This window comes from Emticicia fontis (assembly GCF_054779675.1).
This window is the reverse complement of record NZ_BAAGXU010000037.1, coordinates 388,697-406,260: the sequence shown is the minus strand read 5'-3', so window position 1 is coordinate 406,260 and position 17,564 is coordinate 388,697. Positions and strand designations below refer to the sequence as shown.

Here is a 17,564-nt window from a genome sequence, read left to right as displayed (position 1 = left end):
TAAATCTGTATTGATTGATTAGAGAAACAAGCCCTCATAAACTTTGGGCATGGCTGTAAGCGGTTTAATTCTAATATCACGATAGAATACTTCGGCTGCTTCACTCTGCAATTGTATTTTACCGCTTTTCATCGGAATTTCTTTTCCATCGGCTTGTATGTATCGGCTGTTTTGAAGAACCATCACTACATGCCCATTGACAATATGCAGGCTTTTGCCGTTGAAGCAAATGAGCTCAAGCGTAGTCCATTCTCCGGCAGGGCTTTCGTAGTTTCCTGAGCGCATACAATAGTAATCACCTTTACTTTTGAATGTTCCGAATGGTTGTTTCTCGTCAGCAATTCTATTCATTACTCCTTCTGCCGGAAAAGAGCGTATATCAATAGCCGAGTTGGCCTGGCACCAGAAATCACCCATGTGTCCCTCCATTACCTGAAACTCCTGCGACAGCATCCACGACCGCCAGTATTCTACACCCGCTTCTCCGATGGAATGATAGAGTATGCCCGAATCACGTAGTTTATTTATTCTGGGTTCGTATTTCTGTTTGCCCCACTTTACCTGCAATTTCAAATGGTAATTTTCATACGTTTTTTTCGTAAACAGGCACCCATATATTTCTCCACTTACGCGCAATACAGGGCCGTCCGGTTCATTCAAAACTGAAAATACGCCTGATCTATCATTATTATAACCCACAGGCTGAATAGGATTACCAGAAACATCTTTCGGTATATTTCCATTATAATCATTCTTATGAGCATAGCTCAGGTAATTTTCCCATTGGCTTAAATTTTTGTCCAGAAGCAGTGTCCATTCATCATTATTTTTCATTGAAGGAAGCAAAATAATAGAAAACACCATCATAAATGGCAGAATCAGTTGTTTCATACGTGTGTTTGTTTAAATATTACATCAGGTTAACGATGCAAAACTACTTTGAAGGCATTGCTTGCTTATTGTAAAAATCCAATATATATTAGTGCTTTTTTAGTAATAATCTATTATGAGACGATATATCCTCCATACGCCCTTTAGTATCTACCACTTTGAGGCTACCGAATGGATACACTCTGTGCATAAGCATACTTACTTTGAGATTATATTTATCTTAAAAGGCAATGGCATTCATAATATCAACGGAAACAGATTCAGCTATACAGAGGGAGATGTTTTTCTTTTAGGGCCTGAAGATTACCATCATTTTGAGATTAATGATAAAACCGAGTTTTGCTTTATTCGTTTCAATGAGACGATTTATACCAATCAGATTGAGGATAAAGACCCTAACTGGCAGCAGATAATGAAAACTTTATTGTATACTTCTTCGCAAAGCCGTGGAACGATAGTGCATGATAAGCATGAGCGGAAAAAACTGCATAATATGCTATGGGTGTTGGAAGAAGAATGTGAGAATCCGCAATCGCAATATTTTGAAACTGTCAGGAACAGTATTATGCGAAGTATGATGATTATTCTGGCCCGGAATCTGTTTGGTCAGTCTTACACCAGTCCGGTTCAGAAAGATTCGGTAGAAGCCATACTGATGTACATCAAACAACATATCTATCAGCCAGCAGAACTGACGATTGAGCATCTGGCCGATGTTTTCAATTATGCCCCTGACTATATCAGTATCTTTTTTAAAAAGCATACAGGAGAATCGCTTAAGCAATATATTACCAAACATAAGATGAAACTTATTGAAGCACGGTTGCTATTCAGCCAGTTAACAATCTCAGAAATTGCCGATGAGTTTGGTTACACGGATGAAAGTCACTTCTGCAAGCAGTTTAAGAAATTTACAGGCAGCACACCTACGGCTTTTCGGAAGAGGGATTGAATTTTATATTCTCATACGAGTAGATGAATATTATGACTTACAAAAGATTCGAATTCTATCAACCTATACGAGTTTTAGATAGACATTAATATTCTCCCTTAAACCATAAACTCTGAATTAAAATTCTGACTTTCAGTTCTCCATTTAATTGTTCGTTTTTAATTTTATACCTGACCCAAAAGGCTTTCTGAAAAAATTGATGATTGAAATTATAAAAATCAAGATTCAGATTTTCTTCGGTTACTTCAATAATATCTGGGTCGTTTTCTTTCGTAAGAAGCTTTTTAACCGTTGCATAGACTCCCTCTTTCTTCGTTTCTTCGGTAAACATACTATTCTGATTAGGAAAAGTAGAAAGTTTTAATAATACCAAAATCTCTCTGGAGCCGGTATTATCCCACAATCGTTGATGCAAACCTAAAGACTCCATTATTCCTCCTCCGATTCTCCCCGTATAACGAAACGGTGATTCGTCCAATGGCACATCTAACATTTTTCCTTGATAAAGACCTGAAAATGTCATCTGTTGTCCGGCATTTTTTATATGTACTGTATCTTGTTTTATACTGTTGTTGTATTGCCCCGGCACCTCCAATATTATCTGATATTTTCCATTCAAATCTATATCTACAATAGGATCTTGCTCTGTAGAATAAAAATATTCACTGCCACTAAAAGAAGCGTCTTTGATGTACCATTTATGCCCTTGTCTGGCATTCTGAGATAAATTCTTCAATTTTAACCTGCCATTCGCTAAAACCTCATAGCTGAAATCTGCCACATTTCCATACTTTGCTTCCACAACTTTTTGGCTCTGGTTTTTCCCATCCTTAGTATAGAGGGTTAGCGAAGCCGTAAAATTTCCATTTTTTCTGTATATATGATTATACTCTATTAACTCCTTGTCAGCTGTATAATTTTCCACAAAGTTTACTCGCTCGCCATCACCAAAATCAAAAGTATAAACATCATTCGTGTTAACAGTAAATCTAAAAGTGGCAATGTTATCAGTATCTATGCTTACCGTAAAAGAAGCATCGGGAATAGGTGGGATTTCATTCTTTTTATGCTGGCAGCCTACCACAATAAAAAGCAGACTAAAAAAGTGAAGTATTTTTTTCATGGGTCACAACACGGTTGTTAGTAGAAAGCAAATGTAAAACCTTTTTAAATCTATAAACCTGTATGAGCTCTCAATACTGATTTTACGGTCATTTTGTTATTTTATGGAGATAATTTCAGGTTGAAAAATTCAGAAAAACCACCCCGATTTCTATCAGCAATATATTTTTCCTTATCTTCGGATTCTAAAAACTACCTTAACAAACTAACCATGAAAAAATGTTTACTCCTGCTATGGGTATGCTTGAATGCTTCATTGGCTTTCTCTCAGACAAATACTGTTATCAAGGCTGTACTAGAAGATACTAAGGCATTTAATAAACAAGAATCCGCGGCTGACTCTCTTTATCCTTTTGGCAGAAACCGTGAAGAAGATTTTCTGCGCAGGTATCAGTTTCATAAAAAGGAATATGATAAACTCAATAGGCTTGATGTGAATAGTTTATCGTTTGACGATCAGATAAATTTGGCGTTGCTAAAATACAGCCTCAATGATGAATTAATCTCTTACGAATACAAAGAATACCTGAATCCGATTCTGGCTGATGCAGGTTTTCATACGGGTTTGCCGGGTATGGGTTCGCGGAATTATTCAACCAAAAAAGAGATAGAACGCTATCTTACCTCATTGAAAGGAATTCCTTTATTTGTTGATGAAAACCTGGCCTTGATGAGAAAGGGGTTATCTTTAGGTATCTCGCAACCGAGCGTTGCACTGAAAGGCTATGAGGCTACTTATAATAGTCAGATTGTGGATAGCTATGAAAAATCGGCTTTCTGGCAACCTTTTAAACAAAAACCAGCCGCTATTACAGAGGCAGACTGGAAACAATTACAGGCTGAGGGCAAGAAGCAGATTGAAGAAAGTGTGATTCCGGCTTATAAGAAAATCAGTGTTTTCTTTGAGAAAGAATATCATCCTAAAACCCGAACTACTTTGGGAGCTTCACATTTTCCGAATGGCAAGAAATTCTATGCCGAAAAGGTAAAGCATTACACCACTACCAATATGACGCCTGATGAAGTATACAACATCGGGATAAAAGAAGTAGAACGTATTAAAAAAGAAATGCAACAGGTGCTGGATGATGTGAAGTTTAAGGGTTCTATTAAAGACTTCATTAATTATCTGCGCAATGACCCTAAGTTTTATCCGACTACTGGTGAGCAATTGTTAAAAGAAGCTTCTTTTATCGCTAAAAAGATTGATGGCAAGCTTCCACTCCTATTCGGTAAATTACCCCGCCAACCTTATGGCGTAGTACCCGTACCTGATTACCTTGCCCCTACTTATACCGCAGGACGATACAGTGGGGCCAATATTAAATCTAAAAGCGCTGGAAATTATTGGGTAAATCTCTACAATCTGCCTAGCCGCACGCTTTATACGCTTGAAGCTTTGACCTTGCATGAAGCGGTGCCGGGGCATCATTTACAAATAGCCCTGACACAGGAATTAGAAAATCTGCCTGAGTTCAGAAGGAATCTTTATGTAAATGCTTATGGCGAAGGCTGGGGTTTATATGGTGAATTTCTGGGCTATGAACTAGGTTTATACAAAGACCCTTATAGCCTGTTCGGCCGCCTGACTTACGAAATGTGGCGTGCCTGCCGATTGGTGATTGATGTAGGTATCCATGATAAAGACTGGACCAGAGACCAGGCTGTTAGTTTTCTTGCTGATAATACCGCTCTTTCGTTACACGAAGTAAATACAGAAATCAATCGCTATATTTCATGGCCGGGGCAAGCGCTAGCCTATAAAATCGGAGAAATAACTATCAAGAATCAACGCAAAAAGGCAGAAACGCTTTTAAAGGATAAATTTGATGTGAGGGCTTTTCATGATCTGGTACTATCGCAAGGAACAGTAACGATGTCTATTCTGGAGAAGATGGTGGATAAGTATATTGAAGAGGAGTTGAATAAAAAACCATAGTACTTGCGTGGCACGGATATACTCGTTCTCAAACGGCCGTGTCACGCTTAGGCACTTAGAGAACTTTCTAAATTTATTAAGGACCTAACCTAGACTTAAAATTGATAATCATTAAGGTTTAAATATCTCAGGCTAACCGTGCCACCCGCGGCGGCGTCCGGGCCTTATTCGGACGAGTACTAGCCGTGGCACGGTAGGCTATTTTGTTTCGCTTTCAAGCTCCTTTAAATACTGGTCTTTCATCTGGTCGTAGAAAGAATGTTTACTGACCAATGCTGAAACTAAATTAGCCATCAAGCCTGCTATCATGAGGTAGAATATAATGCTTTCGGCGGTAGTCATTTCTAATACCAGAATAGCAGAGGTAAACGGACTGCGGGTAACACCCGTCAGGAAACTCACCATTCCGCATAAAATAATCAGATTGGCATTTGAGTCTATTAAGCTAAACCACTCAGCAACAGCAGAACCGATACTGGCTCCGGCACTTAAGGCAGGTGCAAAAACTCCACCTGCCCCGCCATTTGTAAATGAGATAATCGGGCCGAAGAATCTTAAAAGCGGCATATACCATTCTACATACTTATTTTCGGTTAATAGTGCCGTTTGCATCAGTTCTTTACCTGTACCAAAAGCCTCTTCATTAATCAAAATCCCTAGTGCTGCTACTAATAAACCTGCCACTATACAATAGATGATTTTTTTGGTATTGGTCTGCAAAACACTTTTTTTCTTCAGCACATATAAAATAATGCGCGTCATGGTACAGCCAAGATAACCTGAAATGATGGCCGAGATAATCACAGGAAAGATAATCCACCACGAAAGATGGTTTACTTTCGGATAACCGAGATAGAGATAAGGGCCCAGGATATTCAAAGCCGTAAGTCCGGCAATGATTACGCCGGTCAATAAAGCTGATTTAAAATAGCTGAAATGTGTTTTGGTTAATTCTTCAATTGCAAAGACAATTCCACCTAAAGGCGTATTAAAAGCCGCAGCCAGGCCAGAGGCAGCTCCTGTAATAAGCATATTTTTCTTTGATACTTTCGGGTACCATTCAGGTAGCCAGTCGTTAATCTTCTTGAAGATTGAGCCAGCTATCTGAATCGTCGGGCCTTCTCTACCAACTACTCCCCCACCGAAAACCATTATCAGACTTGAAATAATCTTGATTAATAACACCCTGATACTTAACAATTGATCAACCAGATAATACTTCTTTGGGTTAGCCAGTTCAATCGCAGCACTTACCTGTGGTATCCCGCTTCCTCTCGAATAAGGAGCATATTTATTAACCAGCCACCACGAAACTATGAAACACAAGGGAGTGACCGCAAAAAACAGCCATTTGTTCAGATGAAAAAGGTAGAGGGTACCTTCTTCGGCTATCAGGAATAGTTTGGCATAGATTACAGCCACTACGCCTGTTATCAAAGCACCCAACCAAAAAGGTATGGCATTGAGCAGATTTTGCTTAAGTTTAGCATTATTGATAGAATCAAACCTGTTTTTCAGATATGCTTTGATTGGTTCAATTATACGTTTTACCCATCTGATGGTGTTCAGATTTTTCCTGATAAACTTATATTTCATCGCTATAAAATTGTTTTAGGCTAAGTTGAATCAGTTACTTTTAAATCGACTGATTATTCCAATGCTATGCGCGACACGCTCATTTTCGGACGAGTACTAGCCGTGACACGGTGGGCTTTGCTGTTCTACACCCAATCAATTCCTTTTTGCAATAAACCCAAAGTCTTTTCCTCTTCGCTCCCTGCTTCTGGTTGATAATCATATACCCAATTAGCAACTGGGGGTAAACTCATTAAAATCGATTCTGTGCGACCGTTGGTCTCTAAACCGAATTTGGTACCTCTGTCCCAGGCTAGATTAAACTCGACATAGCGACCGCGACGGAGCATTTGCCAATTGGTTTCACGTTCGCCATATGGCAATGCGCTGTTCTTCGCCATCAGATGCGTATAAATTGGTGCAAAGCTTTCGCCTACCGATTGCACAAAGGCAAAAATCTCTTCTTTGGGGGTCTCGTCTTTTGGTTTCAGATAATCGAAAAATATGCCACCTACACCACGGGTTTCGTTTCTATGCGGAATAAAGAAGTAATTATCTGCCCATTCTTTATATTTCGGATAATACTCTGTCGATTGGGTATCACAAGCCGCTTTTAATTGCTGATGAAACCAACGGGCATCTTCTTCTACCACATAATGAGGCGTTAAATCAATGCCTCCACCAAACCAGCAAGTGCCATTAGATAATTCAAAATAACGTACGTTCATGTGGATAATCGGCACCATCGGGCTCACAGGATGCTGTACAATTGATACTCCGGTAGCAAAATAATCCGACTTTTCGGTGAGATTTAATTGCTTTTGCAGGGCATCTGATACTTCACCCGAAACCGCCGAGAAGTTTACCCCCCCTTTGGCAATGATGTTTCCATCTGTTATGACACGTGTCCGGCCGCCGCCGCCGCTATGGTGTTGCCATAGGTCTTCACGGAATTTTCCTTTGCCATCTGTATTTTCTATGGCCTGACAGATATTATTCTGGAGAGTCTTGAAGTATTCGGCAATATTTTCTTTGGATAACATAAGATTCTTTTCAAATTTTGTGACAAATTTAGCGACAATAAAGAGTCAGCAATAATAATTTTCTTTTTTATGTAATTAAGTGGGGTTGGAAACGATTGGTACATTAGTATGAATGCTAATCACACAATCACTCAATCGCTCATTCACTCAATATACTTATATGCAATTAAAAGGACAAACCGCTATAGTAACCGGAGGCGCATCAGGATTAGGAGAAGCCGTAGTCAGAAGATTCGTAAAAGCAGGAGCCAATGCCGTTATTGTAGATTTGAATGAGGAGAAAGGTAAGGCTCTGGCTGAAGAATTAGGCTCTGTAGCCGAGTTCGTCAAATGCGATGTTTCCTCCGAACAGGATGCACAAACCGTGATGAGTCAGGCAATAGCCAGATTTCAGGCAATTCATATTCTGGTAAATTGTGCCGGAATTGCACCACCTGCCCGCACAGTAGGCAAAGAAGGCCCACATTCACTGGCTCATTTTCAAAAGATTATCAATATCAATCTGGTAGGCTCTTTTAATATGATTCGCCTGGCGGCTTTCGAGATGTCGAACAACACACCGAACGAAGAAGGAGAAAGAGGCGTTATCATTAATACAGCCTCAGTAGCGGCCTACGACGGACAAATCGGGCAAGCGGCTTATTCTGCATCTAAAGGTGGTATTGTAGCCATGACCCTGCCAATTGCCCGCGATTTATCCAGAAATGGGATCAGAGTAATGACCATAGCACCGGGTATTTTTAAAACGCCGTTAATGGCCTCATTACCAGAAGAAGCACAGCAATCTTTAGGTCAGCAAGTACCATTCCCACCACGTTTAGGTCGCCCTGATGAATATGCCCAGTTAGCCCAAAGCATTGTCGAAAATGTTATGCTGAATGGCGAAGTAATCCGTTTGGATGGCGCAATTCGCATGGCACCGAAGTAGGGAAATTTAGTGATTTAGTGAATGAGTGATTTAGTGATTAGTCTTGAACTTTGATTTACCTGATTCAATGATTACACTGATTTCGTTTAATTAATTGTTTTTATTATCATAAATTAAACAACTTAATCATTTTGAATCATATAAATCAAAATAATCAGGTAAATCAAAGTTCAAGACATAATCACTCATTCGCTCAATCACTCAATATATATGTTCTCATTACAAAATATTATTCGTCCTCATATCCTGACATTAACGCCTTATGCTTCGGCACGTGACGAGTATACCGGAAAAGAGGGTATTTTTCTGGATGCCAACGAAAATCCTTTCGGAGCGGTTATCTCAGGTAATTATAACCGTTATCCAGACCCTTATCAGGCAGAAATCAAGGAAAAACTGGCTGTAATTAAAGGCGTTCGCCCCAGTCAGATTTTTCTGGGAAATGGTTCTGACGAAGCCATTGACTTATTGATCCGAGCTACCTGCGAGCCCAAAGAAGACAATATCATCACGATGCCGCCTACCTATGGTATGTATAAGGTTTGTGCTGATATTCAGAATACACCTGTGGTACAGGTATCGCTCACACCTGATTTTCAGATACGCGTTGCAGATGTTTTGGCCGCTGTGAATGCGCATACTAAATTGATATGGATATGTTCACCTAACAATCCGTCAGGAAATTTAGCCAAACGCGAGTCGGTCATTGAGATTCTCGACAATTTCAAAACAGGTCTGGTCATTGTTGATGAAGCCTATATTGATTTTACAGAGGCAGAATCTTTCACTAAGTTATTAGATACTTATCCGAATCTGGTGGTTTTACAGACCTTCTCTAAAGCCTGGGGCTTAGCTGCACTCCGTTTCGGGATGGCCTTTGCCTCAGAAGAATTAATCAGGATTCTGAATAAAATCAAATATCCTTATAATCTTAATGCTGTTACGCAGGCTTTGATTCTGGAGGCATTGGATAATGAAGAGAAGAAAAATAACTATGTGCAGGAGATTCTGAAAGCCCGTGCCAATCTCGTTACGCTTCTGGAAGATTTAGCAGTTGTGAAGCATATTTACCCAACAGATTCTAATCAACTATTAGTTAAATTTGAAGACGCCAAAGCCGTTTTCAAATACCTGATTGATAAAAAAATCATTACTAGAGACCGTTCAAGCGTGCAATTGTGCGAAGGTTGTATCCGTATTTCTATTGGTACTGATGCTGAGAATACTACATTGGTGGAGGCGTTGAAAGCATTCTAGTCCATAGAGAGGTATCCCGTAGGGATGATATATCGGTAGAAAATAAGAAAGGTTTAAGAGCTGAGTCCCGTAGAGACGGTATATTAATATATCGTCTCTACGGGATACATATTCGTCATTATAATTTGTCCCCATCTCACATAGGCTCCTTATTATTATTATTCAGCTTAAACTCACTGGTAGAAGGATAGATACTAATCCAATATTCTTTGGTTTCTCCGCTTAATACTTTGGTGTCAATCTGGTCTTTTCCGTTGTTGGCAATTAAGCCAAAAATCAAATCCTGTTTTACGGGCACTTTCGAGATATTCTTATACACCAATCGATACTCGCCATAACCAATTTTTCTGGTAAATTCTGGCAAGTGGTTATTGGCGTTGAAGCTATTTCCATAAACCGGATGCAGGCCGCTCACGGTATTTTTGCAATAGCAAACTAGTTCGCCCGATTTGGTGTAAAGCCAGTACTCACAGAAACTATTGGCTACCCCCTTATCGACACCGACATAAGTAACAGGCATCATAACGATACTATGCGAAGGGAAATCAAAATTAATATCTGGTGGAGTAATCGCATTAAAATTGAAGATATGCACGCCTGAATCACCAATCATTACTGGTGAATTTTTCATTACCTCGGTCGTTAGTGTATCTGGCTGAACTACCAGTATATCTTCATTATCAGGCGTTGGTTTGACAGAGGGCTTATTCGCTCCTCCTCTGGCGGCTTGTTGTTCGTTGATTGCCTCGTAGGCAACGGGTGCTGGCAAGGTGTTGGTACAGGCTACAGCAGTGATTCCTATCAGGGAATACAAAAGGCTTTTCTTAAAACTTTTACTCACAATTTCCGGGGGTGTAAAGGCAAAATACAAAAATGATTAACGGCATCTGACGATTTTAATTTTACACTCCTATGAAGTTCTTTTGATAATCCAAACTTTCGGTCAGATTCTCCTATAAACAAACAAGGGTGTAAAAATCGCTTTTACACCCTTGACTGACTATTTGATAAAAAGGTTGGAACGCCCGGATTATTTTTCAGTGCTCAACCAGTCTTTTCTTAATTTTAATTGTGCCGGAGTCGGGTTATCAACCAGTTTCAGCACGTTTTTCTCGGTTACATCCACTACCATAGCCGGAGATGATAATTTAACGATTTCCTCTTTACCATCGCTGTTTTTACGGGCAACTTCCATCGTTACTATATCTCCCTCTTTGGTATTGTTGTTATATTCATCCAACAAGTGTTGTGCTTTCTGAATATCAAATGGCTGTCCGTTCAAAGACACGATTTCGTCGTTCAATTGATAGCCCATTTTCTTACCAAAATCATTGATTTTGCTTACGTTACCAATTTTGATACGTTTGGTTTGTGCGTTGAATCCTAAGCTGATACCTCCAAGGCTGATTTTCTTGATAGTAGCTTCCGGCAAATATTCAATACCTACCAGTTGCAGTGTTTCTGTCAATGGCAATGGCTCTGGGCCTTCTACGTATTTCGCAAAGAACTGACGGATTTCCGGATAAGTCAAAGAAGTGATTTTATCGAATAATTCATCATCTTTGAATGATTGCGTTTTACCATAAGTTTTGGCCAAATCACGCATCAACGTTTGTGTACCATATTTACCATCTGATAGCTGGCGTAGTTTAATATCCAGACACAAAGCAATCAAAGCGCCTTTATTATATACATTCATGTATTGGTTTTTGTATTTGTCCAATACTTCTTTACTCATTTCAGTAAATGGCACTTTATCGTTCATCATTTTCATGGTTGTCATTTTCTGGCGCAACATATCCAGGTATTGCGGCATTTCGATCAAACCATACTTAATCTGCATATGTCCGGCAGCATATTCGGTAGCTCCTTCATACATCCACAAGTGTTTCGACATCTTTGGTGTATTGTAATCAAAATCACCGATTTCTTCGGAGTGAATGCTCAAAGGCGTAACGATATGGAAGAACTCATGTGAAGCCACATCTTTTACGGTTTGTGACAATTCTTTAGAAGTACCCTCTGGCAGATAGTAGAACGATGAATAAGAGTGTTCTAAAGCGCCATAGCTCATCAGATTAGGATTATCTGACAATACAATCAGGAAAGCATATTTCTGAATCGGTAGTTTACCACCTAAATATTCTTTTTGTGCATTCAATAAAGAATTGATATTAGCAGCAATTTCTTTCGAATTAGCTTCTTTGTTTGGCGAGAATACAGATACCAGAATATCAGCACCACCGATTTTCAGAACGGTTGTATCAGGTTGTGTATAAAGAATTGGCGCATCAGACAAATCCATGTAATTGGCAGCTTCGAATACATCTTTGGTAGCAGAGGTAGACGCAAATGTCATAGAGGTAGCTCCGTAGAAACCCGTTGGCTTGGTGAAAGATACCTGATAAGGTACTTTTTTCATACCATCGAAATAACCAAAGAAACAGAAAGTATTGACTGCATATTTCTTGTTGGCATCAATATCACTTCCGGCTGGCTCGAAAATTTTCTCTCCTTTAATCTCCGGCGAATCCCAGGTATCATCTACTTTATAAGTGATTTTGCTCAGGCTTTGCGCATTTCTGATAGTCCAGCTATTTACATCTGCTTTATCTACCGGCAATGCCTCTCCTTTGGCATTATAGGCTTTGAAGTCTGATACGAAACGGCCGAAATCATAATTGGCATAAGTACCCGGTACGATTTTAGGCAGGAAATAAGTAATCTGGTCTGAATTGATTTTCGGAGCTATAAGTGTAACCTCCAGTTTATCGTTTTCAACTTTGGTTAAATCAACAGAGAATTGATAGAGGTTATCTTTTTGTGTTTGTGTGGACGAGCTACTACTCACAGATGCTTTTCTGGTACAAGCCGACATCACGGCCATAGTCAGAAGCATATACGCTATTTTTTTCATAGATAAATATTAGTTTGTTAAAAATAAAACTCACTTAGGTCATAAAAACGTGCAAAGTTACCAATTCGTATGAGACTACGAAATAGACCGCGGAACAAAGGACACCAAAACACTTTCTTCGTCGATAACGACAGCGAATAAAATTCGCCGTCTAAGCCAACAAAGGATTAATTTTAGTTGTCAAAGCCGACTTAAGTCGGCTTATATATGCAAAAAGACCTTTGTTATTTTAGACAGCGAATTCTATTCTCTGTGTGTTCAAAAAGGTGTTATTTTCCATTTTAACATCAATTAACATCTTTCCCGTCTTCCAGTTTTTTTACCATGGCCTCTACACTGTTTTTATTCAAATCATCAGGGGCTTGGGTCAGGGCTACTTTCAGGTGTTCAAGGGCTTTTTTATAATCACCATTAGCCGAGTATCCTCTACCTAAACCAACATTGGTTGTAAATTGATTTGGATTTTTATCATAATTGGTCTTGAAAACTTTCAGGGCTTCCTGTGGTTGTTTCATACCCAAAAGGCGACGACCATACTGGTGCAATTCAATCATATTGCCCATTGGAACGGCTTCGTCCATTAATGTTTTAGCTTCTGCCATTCGGTTTAGTTTGGCTAATACCGCTGCCTTTGTGCTGAGTGTCTGAAAATTCTTTTGCCCTACAAAACGCGCATTAATGGCTTCATCAGCCCACGCCAATGCCTGTTCCAATTCTATATTATTCTGTAAACAGTAGTTAGCCGCCTGCACAAAAGACTGCCATTTAAAGCCAGGCTTGGTATGCAATTCGTTTCGGAAAGAGGCTAACTGAATTTTATGCTCATCTACTTCTATTTTAAAAGGTATCATGCGTTTTTCCCAGAGCAGCGCAATTGTAGCCGAGTTATCTGTCTGATTCATAAACTCATATTTCAGCCATTCAACACTTTTATCTAAAGGTTGGCTTTTTACGTTTACGCGTAGGGCATCCTGCGCAGGGTCATAATAAAAACTTCCCCATGAATTATTGGCTTTTGAGAAAATCAGCGTATTATCAGCTTCACCCAGAATAATATGGAAGCCATAAGTACCTGCCGCCAGGTCTTTGCCTTCTATTTTTACGTCGTTTGAGAAACTGATGGTGGTGTTTTCGTTAGCACCTGCCCGCCAGGGAGCCGCTTTGCTGGTACCGAATCCTAAATCAACCAGGCCATAATGCGCTACGGGTGTACCCCAGATTTTGCCCTCACGACCTTTCACACCCGGACGGCCATAATTAATCGTTACGTCTGTGATTCCGATTTGTTCTGATACTGATGCTTTTTTGTTTCCACCGTCAGGGGCAGATGTGAGGTCTCCTTGGGCAAAGGTCATCAGACTTGCCGCGAACAAGGTAATAATGAGTAAAAGAGTCTTTTTCATAATTTTAGAGAATGTTGATTAAATAATAGTGATAAATCCTGATGAGGCTTTTGAGAAGCATGGCAAATAACTAAAAAAAAATACGCTTGCTATCACCCATTTTTGGGGATATTTCGTCGTTAATCAGATTATACACCTTTTCTACCTTCCAAATACTCCTCAAAAACCTAATTCCCATAGAAAAATTCTATTTTTGCGAATCTTAAACAATGCAGTCATGGTATTAGATTTTTCAATTGTTGATGTATTTGCCGAGCAAAAATATCAAGGCAATCAGCTAGCCGTTTTTCACAATGCACAGGATTTAACTGACGAACAGATGCTCCGGATTGCCCGTGAAATTGCTTTCCAGGAATCAACCTTTATTCTTTCTGATAAAGAAGTGGACGGGGCTTATGATGTTAAAATCTTTACGCCCGAATATGAAGTACCTTTTGCCGGACACCCGACCTTAGGAACAGCTTTCGTGTTGATGAAGGATTCAGACACAGAAATATCGCTGAATCTGAAAGTAGGCAAAGTGCCTGTAAAAGTAGAAAATGAAAACCTCTGGCTAGAAATCAGTAATCCGGCTTTTGGTGAGACTTTTACTTCTGAAATAGCGCCATTATTAGGGATCAAACCGGAAGATATAGACGAAACCACCCCGATACAATGGGTATCAACCGGATTACCCTATATTATCATCCCGCTGAAAACACTGAGAGCCGTTCAGGAACTCAAACTGGAAGATGTGGCCGTAAAAGAATGGCTGACAGAAAATAAACTCTATAAAACTAATGCGCCGGATGGACTGACGGCGGCTTTCTTTGTTTTTACTGATGAAACCCATGCCCATGCCAATCATCTGCACGCCCGTATGTTTTGTATGGAAAACGATAAGATTGTGGAAGATGCAGCTACGGGTAGCGCCAATTCCTGTTTATTGGCGTATCTGCTCAAATACGAAATGCCGATGATTCATAAACTGGTAGAGCAGGGTTATGAAATGAAACGCCCGTCTTTAATCAGTATCAAAGGAGAATTGAATCAGGAAGGTAATTATCGATTACAGGTGGGTGGCAAGGTACAAATGGTTGCGCAAGGTAAATGGTTTGTGTAAACACAAAATTTTACGATTTTTGCATTGCCTAAACACTCTTAACAATTTAACCTGATCAATGGCTAAAAATACATTCAGAAGCAAAACACCCATACCTGCCAAACCAGCGCCTGCGCCATCCAAGTCGAGATTAGCCTCTGTGTGGGTCAGGCTTAAGCGAACGCTTATCAGGCTTATTATATTTTTCTTTACTTCAAGTATTGGAGCCGTTATCCTGTTCAAATTTGTACCTGTGCCTTTTACAGCCACCATGCTTACCAGAAAGATTGAAGCTATTGCCGACGGAAAAGACAGCGAGATTTATTATGACTGGACTTCTTACGATAAAATATCAAAAGAAGCGCCGTTGGCTGTTGTAGCCGCCGAAGATCAACTTTTTCCTGAACACTGGGGATTCGATTTTAAATCGATGAATAATGCCTTTAACCGGAATATGAAAGGTAAGAAGATACGGGGGGCCAGCACGATTTCTCAGCAGGTAGCCAAAAATGTGTTTTTGTGGCAAACCCGTAGCTATATCAGAAAAGCCATTGAGGTCTATTTTACTGCGCTGATAGAATTGATATGGGGTAAACAAAGGATTCTGGAAGTATACCTGAATGTAGCCGAAATGGGTGATATGACCTTTGGCGTAGAAGAAGCCTCAAAGCGATATTTCAAAAAACCCGCCGAAGACCTGACACGTGATCAGGCTGCCCGCATAGCCTCTGTACTACCTAATCCCAGAAAATGGTCTATCTCCAAGCCAGGGCCTTATGTGGTGCGACGCACAGGGCAAATTGCCCGCCAGATGAGGGCATTAGGTGGCCCGGCGTATCTGAGTGGGTTGCGGAGGTTTTGATGGAATTGTGTTTGTAGATGAATCTTGATTAGGATTCAAGAAGTAAGAATTCATTAAAATTTTTCGCAAATAAGCGCAGATACGTGGTTAGTTTTGGCTAAAGCCAAAATAGACTCTAGCAATTTAGTAGTCTCCAGCTAAAGCTGGAGGCAATTGATTCAATAGCCCCATTTTTAAATGGGGTAACAAGAAAAAACATCCCTATTGGCTTTAGTCAAATCTGGCTTAATCATGTCTTCTCCACGAAACAAATGAATTTCGGCACATTATTTTAATGTTGCCTCCAAGTCATTAATCTTCTTCATATCAACTTTACCCAAAGCGGCATATTTTTTCGCTTCGACTAATTCTTTTTTAGCATTTACTAAATCTCCTTTTCTCTGTTTCGCGCGGGCAGATTGGTAATAGTATTCTGTTAGTTGGCCGTTATCTTTTAATAAAGGCTTTGCTAAGGCTAAATACTTTTCGGCTTGTGGAACGTAGGTTTTATCGGTAGTGATATCCAGCACATAAGAAGCAATAAAGGTCTGGGCGGCGCCATTGGTGGCTAGTTTCTTAGCAAAATTATCTATCACAACCATTGCTTTTCCGGTTTGTCCTTCGCGAACCAGCGCCTTGGCTTCAAATTGCCACGTAGCTCCTTCGGCATATTGCCCGAAGCCTACTTTGGTCATATACTCTTTAATTTTATTGATTTTGGCAGAAGAGTAGGACTGTCCTCTCAGGCTATACAAAGAACTCTGGATAATTACGCCGAAGATGTTCTGTTCTCCACCCGGGTGTCCTCCGGCAGCTTCAAAGTTTTTGGCCTCCGCCAGATGGTCAAACCAATATAGCGCAAAACCATTATCAATATCTTCTACGACCTTTTTAGTAACCGCCCAACTAATAGGACTGTTCAAGTCTTCTTTTGGGAAAACCTCAAACACTGTTTTGGCAACAGCTAAATTAGTGGTTGTATCTCTCACAACCCTACTATAATAAGCATAGTTGATTAAGAAATTCAGGTCTCTTTCTCCGGCTTCGTAACGCTTTTTATAGCTTGATGCTCTTTTTTCAGGGTCAAGGGCCGTTCTTCCTATATTAATTACTCCGTCATCTTTTGGTTCTCCCCCTTCTGCCTGGTGCACAAGTGTAGAGTCTGGCTGGAAGAATAGAAACATAGGAAAATTAGGGAGATTGATTCCCTTTGAGTTCAGAAATTTTACCTGATCTGCTTTTTCTCCGTTCAGTTTATAGTTAATAAAATTATTATTAAAAAACTCACCAACCTTCGCCGATTTCATCACAGGTTCAAAACTCATACAAACCGGACAAGTAGGCAGATAACACTCTACAAAAACCAGTTTATTAGCCGCTTTGGCTTTTTTGAAAGCCGTTTCAATATCTGTTTCCCAGACAATGCCCTGAGCGAAAGTAAATTGAGTTAATAAGACACAGATAACTAATAAATATGTTTTCTTCATAGCGTGTTTTCATTAAAAAAGCAAAGTAAAGAAGAAAACTGAATGCCACAAAAACTTTTTCGCAAAGGGCAGAGGGCTTGGAGCATGGGGTAGTAAAAAACTTCTTTTCTTTACCCTATGCCCTTTGC

The 17,564-nt window shown here is 39.8% G+C and carries 14 protein-coding genes; 6 read left to right on the top strand and 8 right to left on the bottom strand.

Annotated elements, in window-relative coordinates; genetic code table 11:
- Nucleotides 1–18 precede the first annotated feature (18 nt).
- A complete protein-coding gene (locus tag ACYVFA_RS17525; RefSeq protein ID WP_460473153.1) occupies nucleotides 19–891 on the bottom strand; it encodes a 3-keto-disaccharide hydrolase in 873 nt (290 codons plus the stop codon).
- 115 nt (nucleotides 892–1,006) lie between these two features.
- On the opposite strand from ACYVFA_RS17525, the gene ACYVFA_RS17520 reads away from it, so the two are divergent.
- Nucleotides 1,007–1,843 (top strand): AraC family transcriptional regulator, encoded by an 837-nt coding sequence (locus ACYVFA_RS17520; protein WP_460473152.1) that lies wholly within the window; start codon nucleotides 1,007–1,009, stop codon nucleotides 1,841–1,843.
- Between the two features lie 85 nt (nucleotides 1,844–1,928).
- On the opposite strand, the gene ACYVFA_RS17515 is transcribed toward ACYVFA_RS17520, so the two are convergent.
- Entirely contained in the window at nucleotides 1,929–2,966 is a 1,038-nt protein-coding gene (locus tag ACYVFA_RS17515) for a PKD domain-containing protein (protein WP_460473151.1), read from the bottom strand.
- 210 nt (nucleotides 2,967–3,176) lie between these two features.
- Between ACYVFA_RS17515 and ACYVFA_RS17510 the strand changes: the two genes are divergently transcribed.
- Nucleotides 3,177–4,904 carry a DUF885 domain-containing protein gene (locus ACYVFA_RS17510; RefSeq protein ID WP_460473150.1) on the top strand — a complete coding sequence of 576 codons (1,728 nt, stop codon included), beginning with the start codon at nucleotides 3,177–3,179 and terminating at the stop codon, nucleotides 4,902–4,904.
- A 198-nt stretch (nucleotides 4,905–5,102) separates the two neighbouring features.
- Here ACYVFA_RS17510 and ACYVFA_RS17505 read toward each other — a convergent pair whose 3' ends face one another.
- Complete coding sequence (locus ACYVFA_RS17505) at nucleotides 5,103–6,500, bottom strand: chloride channel protein (RefSeq protein ID WP_460473149.1); 1,398 nt, start codon at nucleotides 6,498–6,500, stop codon at nucleotides 5,103–5,105.
- A 125-nt stretch (nucleotides 6,501–6,625) separates the two neighbouring features.
- Nucleotides 6,626–7,522 (bottom strand): oxygen-dependent coproporphyrinogen-III oxidase, encoded by an 897-nt coding sequence (gene hemF / locus ACYVFA_RS17500; protein ID WP_460473148.1) that lies wholly within the window; start codon nucleotides 7,520–7,522, stop codon nucleotides 6,626–6,628.
- Nucleotides 7,523–7,682: 160 nt separating this feature from the next.
- Between hemF and ACYVFA_RS17495 the strand changes: the two genes are divergently transcribed.
- Both ACYVFA_RS17495 and hisC read left to right on the top strand, forming a co-directional pair.
- Nucleotides 7,683–8,450, top strand: coding sequence for a 3-hydroxyacyl-CoA dehydrogenase (locus ACYVFA_RS17495; RefSeq protein WP_460473547.1), 768 nt, complete (start codon nucleotides 7,683–7,685; stop codon nucleotides 8,448–8,450).
- 210 nt (nucleotides 8,451–8,660) lie between these two features.
- Nucleotides 8,661–9,707: a pyridoxal phosphate-dependent aminotransferase gene (hisC, locus tag ACYVFA_RS17490; protein ID WP_460473147.1), complete on the top strand. Its 1,047-nt coding sequence runs from the start codon at nucleotides 8,661–8,663 to the stop codon at nucleotides 9,705–9,707.
- A gap of 136 nt (nucleotides 9,708–9,843) precedes the next feature.
- On the opposite strand, the gene ACYVFA_RS17485 is transcribed toward hisC, so the two are convergent.
- From ACYVFA_RS17485 to ACYVFA_RS17475, 3 genes are all read right to left on the bottom strand, one after another.
- Complete coding sequence (locus tag ACYVFA_RS17485) at nucleotides 9,844–10,548, bottom strand: hypothetical protein (RefSeq protein ID WP_460473146.1); 705 nt, start codon at nucleotides 10,546–10,548, stop codon at nucleotides 9,844–9,846.
- 189 nt (nucleotides 10,549–10,737) lie between these two features.
- Nucleotides 10,738–12,624 carry a M61 metallopeptidase family protein gene (locus ACYVFA_RS17480; RefSeq protein WP_460473145.1) on the bottom strand — a complete coding sequence of 629 codons (1,887 nt, stop codon included), beginning with the start codon at nucleotides 12,622–12,624 and terminating at the stop codon, nucleotides 10,738–10,740.
- A 287-nt stretch (nucleotides 12,625–12,911) separates the two neighbouring features.
- Nucleotides 12,912–14,027 carry a DUF2911 domain-containing protein gene (locus tag ACYVFA_RS17475; RefSeq protein WP_460473144.1) on the bottom strand — a complete coding sequence of 372 codons (1,116 nt, stop codon included), beginning with the start codon at nucleotides 14,025–14,027 and terminating at the stop codon, nucleotides 12,912–12,914.
- A gap of 217 nt (nucleotides 14,028–14,244) precedes the next feature.
- On the opposite strand from ACYVFA_RS17475, the gene ACYVFA_RS17470 reads away from it, so the two are divergent.
- Together ACYVFA_RS17470 and mtgA are read left to right on the top strand one after the other, a co-directional pair.
- Entirely contained in the window at nucleotides 14,245–15,129 is an 885-nt protein-coding gene (locus ACYVFA_RS17470) for a PhzF family phenazine biosynthesis protein (protein ID WP_460473143.1), read from the top strand.
- A gap of 58 nt (nucleotides 15,130–15,187) precedes the next feature.
- On the top strand, nucleotides 15,188–15,970 hold the full coding sequence (mtgA, locus tag ACYVFA_RS17465; protein ID WP_460473142.1) for a biosynthetic peptidoglycan transglycosylase: 783 nt from the start codon (nucleotides 15,188–15,190) through the stop codon (nucleotides 15,968–15,970).
- Nucleotides 15,971–16,236: 266 nt separating this feature from the next.
- Here mtgA and ACYVFA_RS17460 read toward each other — a convergent pair whose 3' ends face one another.
- The gene (locus tag ACYVFA_RS17460; protein WP_460473141.1) at nucleotides 16,237–17,436 is read right to left on the bottom strand and encodes a hypothetical protein; all 1,200 of its coding nucleotides are present in this window, start codon (nucleotides 17,434–17,436) and stop codon (nucleotides 16,237–16,239) included.
- Between the last annotated feature and the right edge of the window lie 128 nt (nucleotides 17,437–17,564).